Origin of the sequence: Arachidicoccus sp., assembly GCF_050436765.1 — a bacterium.
Classification (GTDB): Bacteria; Bacteroidota; Bacteroidia; order Chitinophagales; family Chitinophagaceae; genus Arachidicoccus.
Genome location: NZ_JBNQGD010000308.1, coordinates 1 through 6,542, shown reverse-complemented (window position 1 = coordinate 6,542; position 6,542 = coordinate 1). Strand labels below are relative to the sequence as shown.

At 35.6% G+C, this 6,542-nt stretch carries 4 protein-coding genes; all 4 read left to right on the top strand.

Features of this window, described 5'->3' with window-relative positions:
• The first annotated feature begins 438 nt into the window (after window positions 1-438).
• On the top strand, window positions 439-1,380 hold the full coding sequence (locus tag ACQR30_RS13525) for an alpha/beta hydrolase (RefSeq protein WP_429735998.1): 942 nt from the start codon (window positions 439-441) through the stop codon (window positions 1,378-1,380).
• Window positions 1,381-1,571: 191 nt separating this feature from the next.
• Window positions 1,572-3,950 (top strand): glycoside hydrolase family 2 TIM barrel-domain containing protein, encoded by a 2,379-nt coding sequence (locus ACQR30_RS13520; protein ID WP_429735996.1) that lies wholly within the window; start codon window positions 1,572-1,574, stop codon window positions 3,948-3,950.
• 159 nt (window positions 3,951-4,109) lie between these two features.
• On the top strand, window positions 4,110-5,183 hold the full coding sequence (locus tag ACQR30_RS13515; RefSeq protein ID WP_429735994.1) for an SGNH/GDSL hydrolase family protein: 1,074 nt from the start codon (window positions 4,110-4,112) through the stop codon (window positions 5,181-5,183).
• Between the two features lie 160 nt (window positions 5,184-5,343).
• Window positions 5,344-6,542, top strand: a 1,199-nt coding sequence (locus tag ACQR30_RS13510) for a ligand-binding sensor domain-containing protein (RefSeq protein ID WP_429735992.1), incomplete at its 3' end; no start/stop codon positions are given.

The following is a 6,542-nucleotide window of genomic DNA, read 5'->3' as shown; positions in this document are numbered from 1 at the left end:
ATTGGATCTGGGATGGCGTTCACCCCATGCCTGCAGGACATGAAATGATGGCTAGGGTATGGATAAAGGCAATAATGGAATAATCTAAATTTTTAACGGCAATCCTTGAGTCGCAATAAAATGGGTTCCATTTGAATAATCAGAATATAGAGTGAAAATAATACTGTCTTACATGTTTTACTTTAAAAGAAAGTTATTGATCCTATTGAATCAGAGGAGATAAAACTGGTTTTTCAATAATAAATCCTTACAACCTGGGTTCACATATGTTTTTGGCGGGGCATTAAAGGACTAGTCAAACCATAATTGCAGATCTATTTTAAGAAATAGATTCAATCCTATAAAGCTATAAGATTGGACAAATGTTATTCAAATTTTTCCATAGTTTTTAAAGCTAAAATTGTTCTCTTAGAAAAGTATTAAATAGTTTACCCATAAATGAAAATCGAATCATTATCCGTCATTGTATTACTTCTTTTTTTGAGTTTGCATGTTAGGGCACAAAGAGAAATACCGCTCTATAACGGTCATATTCCCAATTCTAAAAAAGATACCGTTTCTGAAAAGATGGGAACCTGGGGAAACGATAATTATTATTTAACGAATATTAAGAATCCTACATTAACTATTTATCTTCCCAAACCAAATAATGCAACGGGTACGGCGATTGTAATTTGCCCGGGTGGCGGCTATGGAGCAGTCGCAATTAATCATGAAGGCTATCAAATAGCCGAAGCCTTTCAAAAAATGGGCGTTGCGGCATTTGTTCTCAAATATCGGTTGCCTTCAGATTTATCTATGATTAATAAAAGTATCGGACCTCTGCAAGATGCACAAAGAGCTATCCAACTTGTGAAAGAAAATGCAAAGGAATGGCATATTGATACAGCGAGAGTTGGCATTGCCGGGTTTTCCGCAGGAGGGCATTTAGCTGCTTGTATTGGCACACATTTTCAACATAATTATATTGTAAATAAAAATGGTATAAGCTTCAGACCAACATTTATGGTGCTTGGCTATCCTGTCATCAGCTTTACGGATAGTTTGACACATAGGGGGTCAAGAGATAATTTGATTGGAAAAAATCCGTCCGAAAAATTGATAAGAGAATTTTCTAATGAATTGCAGGTTACATCCAACACACCGCCAGCTTTTATTTTTCAGGCAGAAAATGATGCAACGGTTGAGGTTGAAAATAGTATTATTTTTTTTCAGGCTTTACATAAACACGGTGTAAACGCAGAATTGCTGATTTATCCAAAAGGAAGTCACGGTTTCGGTCTGAACAATCCGACAACGAGTTCAAAATGGATAAATGAATGTCAGAAATGGATGATGAGTAATGGCTGGTTGAAAAAGAATGCCGATAATAATAATTAATCAAAAGGTGTTTGTGATTTCGGTTATGATTTATAAAGAATATTTTGATTGATTTCAATATCACGCCGAATTGCTGCACCAAAATCTTTACTATTAAAAGCGTCGTTTTTCATTTTTATCAAAACCAATCTATAAACTATTCCATTTTTGAAATCAAGATTTAAAATTCTATTAAATTCTAAATTATAAATATGAAAAGAATTATTGTGCTGCTTTTTTATATTATTGTTTCACATAATTGTTTCTCTCAAAGAAAAGTTTTATTGGATGAAGGTTGGCGTTTCCATCGAGGCAATATCGCAAATGCGGAGCAGACCAATTTCAACGATAATAGCTGGAGGAATATAGATCTTCCGCACGACTGGAGCATAGAGGATTTGCCGGGAACTGAGTCGCCCTTTAACCCAAATGCTATCAATGGTGTAAGTGTCGGCTTTACTACGGGTGGAATTGGCTGGTATCGGAAAATTTTTACATTGCCGGCAAACCAACAAAATAAAAGGATTTCTATTTTATTTGACGGTGTTTATATGAATTCAGATGTATGGATCAATGGTGTTCATTTGGGAAATCATCCTTATGGTTATACTTCTTTTTATTATGATATTACAGATAAAATAAAACGGAATGGAAAAAATATTATTGCCGTACAGGTGAAAAATGAAGGCGCAAACAGCCGATGGTACGCCGGTTCAGGAATTAACCGTCATGTGTGGTTGATAGAAACCAGTCCCATTCATGTAGTACAATGGGGGACTTATATTACTACCCCCGAAGTGAGCGCTTTGTCAGCCAATGTAGCTATCCAGACAAAGGTGAAAAATGAAACCGGTGCTTCTGCGACCATCACTTTAATCAATAAAATTGTAAATGCAAAAGGAGTTGAAGTTGCCAGGACATCCTCAAAAAAAGATATCCCTGCAAACGATAGATATGCTTTCAAAGAAAACGCAATTGTAAAATCACCGGCATTGTGGTCAAACGAAAATCCCGATTTATATAAAGCTATTACAGAAGTGTATGTTGGAGGAAAACTATCGGACAAAGTTGAAACTAAATTCGGTATACGAAAAATTTCTTTTGATGCAGCGAACGGCTTTATGCTGAATAATAAGCCAATGAAATTAAAGGGGGGATGTTTTCATATTGATAATGGACCTCTTGGCGCAAGATCATTTGACCGTGCAGAAATACGTCGTGTAGCACTGATGAAAGCAAGTGGTTTTAATGCAATCCGTTGTTCTCATAATCCGCCGGCCCCTGCATTTTTAGATGCTTGCGATAGTATGGGAATGCTGGTGATTGATGAGGCATTTGATTGCTGGACAGAAGGGAAAAATGCGGATGATTATCATGTTTATTTTAAAAATTGGTGGCAAAGAGATTTACAAAGCATGTTGCTTCGCGATAGAAATCATCCTTCAATTATTATGTGGAGTATCGGAAATGAAATTCCGGGAATGGATAAACCTTCTATTGCCGATACCGCTGAGCTATTGGCAGATTATGTCCGTTCAATAGACAACACAAGGCCTGTTACAGATGCCGTAGTTGGTGTTTCAGATCAGAAGGATGCATTCTTTTCAGCCCTTGATATTTGCGGTTATAATTATGCAAATAACAAATATGTAAGCGATCATCATCGCAAGCCAAACCGAATTATGTTTTCCACCGAATCGTATCCGCTAGATGCCTATCAGTCTTGGATGGATGTGTTAGATCATCCTTGGGTGATTGGTGATTTTGTTTGGACAGGTTTTGATTACATTGGTGAATCAAGTCTTGGTTGGAGAGGATATCCACAAAATAAAAATTTCTATCCCTGGAATCTTGCTTATTGCGGTGACATTGATATTTGTGGTTGGAAACGTCCACAATCATTTTACCGTGATGCACTTTGGAAAAAGGACCAATTATCCATTTTTGTAAAACCACTTCATTCTTCTTTTCCGGTCAATCCTAAGAAAGAACCATGGAGTATATGGAATTGGGATGATGTGGTAGCAAACTGGAATTGGAAAGGTGATAAAGATTCTATTTTTGAAGTAGATATTTATTCATCTTGTGACGAGGTGGAATTATTTTTAAATAATAAATCACTTGGGAAAAAGCCAACTAATCGCTCCACAAAATTCAGGACAGTTTATAATGTCCCCTATGCAAGTGGTGAATTAAAAGCGGTTGGTTACGATAATGGTGAAATTGTAAAAGCCTCTATTTTAAAAACAGCGGACAAGCCGGTGCAAATAAAACTATTTGCCGATAGAAAAATAATCAAAGCCAATAACGAAGACCTGAGTTATGTTGGCGTAGAATTGGTTGATAAAAATGGAATACGAAATCCTGATGCTAAGAATTTAATTCATTTTAAAATTGAAGGTCCGGGAACTATTGTCGGTGTTGGCAATGCTGATCCGCAAAGCTTGGAAAGCTATCAACTGCCTCAACGAAAAGCTTGGCAAGGAAGATGTTTAGTAATCATTAAGTCAGGCAAGAATTCAGGGAATATAATACTAAGAGCTACCACAATTGGATTAAAGTCTGCTGAGATAGCCATTAAGGTAAATTAAGGCTATAGAATAAAAAACAAAACATTTTGTATCAGGAAGTTGACAGGGTATATGTGCGAATTGGCAGCAGATTTGTGCTTGCATTTTTCAATGCTGATAAAGTTCATATAATTTTATCTAGACAATTACAAATTAGGGTCTCAAAACAATAATTTAAAAATGAAATCTTTAAGTATACTATTTTTAGCCTTTTTATATTCTACCGTAAGTTTATCTCAGGACGTCGTTATAAAAAATGATAACCATAAAATTCGTTATTCCGGCAGAATGGAAATGAAGGATTCTGCGACAATTATTTCTTGGACAGGCAGCAGCGCTCAATTTAATTTTCGAGGAAAATCGGTCAAAGCATTATTGGGCGATGAAATGGGTAATAACTTTTTTAATTTAATTGTTGATGGTAAAGTTGTGAAAAAAATCCATCTAAAAAAAGGTAAACATGAATACAGGCTTTGTGATAGTTTAAAGAATGGCAAACATTCTATCGAATTGTTTAAAATTACAGAAGCCGCATTTGGGAAGACTTCTATTTATGTCTTTCAGCTTAATCATGGCGCAAAACTTCTATCATTATCTCCTGAGTCAAAAAGGAGAATGGCATTTTTTGGCAATTCAATTACTTGTGGCTATGCCGATGAAGATTTGGCGGGGGATAATAGTGCACCGGAATATGAAAATGGCTACATGTCTTATGCCGCCATTACTGCCCGTAAACTCCATGCAGATTTTCATTGCATCTCCAAAAGTGGAATTGGAATTGTAATCAGTTGGTTTCCTCTTGTAATGCCACAAATGTACGACAGACTTTATTTTGACAACCCCGATATTAAATGGGATTTTGCTCGTTATTCACCGCAAATAGTGGTTGTAAATTTATTTCAGAATGATTCCTGGATTGTGAAGATGCCTGAGAATTCAGAGTTTAAAAGCGTATTTGGACAGAAGGCTCCAACCGCTGAATTTATTATTAATGCTTATGAATCTTTCATTAAGAAATTAATGGTTCATTATCCAAATGCCAAAATAATTTGTGCATTGGGAAATATGGACGCTTCAAAGGCTGATTCTCCCTGGATTGATTACATCAAGAAAGCTGTAGCCGCCATTAATAATAGTAATCTTTATACTTGTATTTTTCCTTATAAAGGTACTTCGGGTCACCCAAGTGAAAAAGAGCAATTAAATATGGCCAATCAATTAACCACCTTTATTGATAAGAATATAAAATGGTAGCAGTACTGTAAATAAAATCTTTATTTTAATTTCTCTTCAAATCATAAGCAAAGGGGTAACTTATACTATTCATTTTACTAAATTGCATTAGGATTTCACGCATTGTGAACGAAATCTGCTAAAGGCCTTGCCTAATTTTTCCTTCGTTAAACTAGAATTGATGCGATTCCTTATCTGGCTTGCTTTGTTAGTGCCACCGCTTTCGGTTTTGGGCCAAAGTGAATATTATAATTTTTCGAGGCTTAATACTTCGAATGGTCTCTCCAATAATCAGGTCAACACTATACTAAAAGGTGCTGATGGGTTCTTGTGGTTTGGCACTTCTTCTGGACTCGACCGCTATGATGGTTATTCTTTTAAAAACTTTCGTGAAAAAACAGGTGATAGTTCCTCTCTAATCGATAATTATATTACCGCCATGTTCCGGCTGCCCGAAAGAAAAATGTGGGTAATGACGATAGCGGGGGCATGTATTTATAATGCAGATAACGAAAAATTTAGTGCTGACTATAATCATTATTTAAACTCACTGGGGTTGCCCTCAGGAATCATTAGTAAAATAGTAAAAGGAAACGATGGGAGGTTTTGGTTTATTTACAGTAATGGAAGCCTTTATCTTTATTCAGAGAAAGATAAAAAAGTCAAACCCTTCCATCAAGAACTTCACTTTAAACCCGAGGCGCAAATTACTTCGGTAAAGGACACTAAAAATGGCGATTTATGGATAATATATCAGAATGGATTCTTGCAAGCGTATAATATAAAATTAGATAAGATTGTTTCTTCGTCTAATTCTTTACAGAAAATTAATAAGGGTAATAATTCTTATGAATTTATAGTAGATAAGGATGGGGACCTCTGGATTTGGTGTTATAATTATGGGGTTTATCTTTTTCATCCGCAAGATGGTTCCATTAAACAATTTAACGAGAATAGTTTCCCCAGCAAGTTGAAATCCAATCTGATCAGTCAAATAGTACAAGACGAAAGTGGCATTATTTGGGTCGCAACGGATCAAGGAGGCGTAACGCTGATTAATAAAAAGAGGAACTTTAAGACAAGTTATTTATTAAATGATCCGGAAGATTCAAAAAGCCTTAGTCAAAATTCGATTCTCAGAATTTATAAAGATAATAGTGGGATAATTTGGTTAGGAACCTATAAACAAGGCGTTAATTATTTAAATAGTAATATTGTTCAATTTCCGCTTTACCATCATCAGGAGTCAAATGTGAATAGCCTTCCTTATGACGATGTGAACAAGTTTGTGGAAGATAAATTGGGTAATATTTGGATCGGAACAAATGGGGGTGGTCTGATCTATTTCGACAGAAAAAACAATTCATTTAAACAGTATCT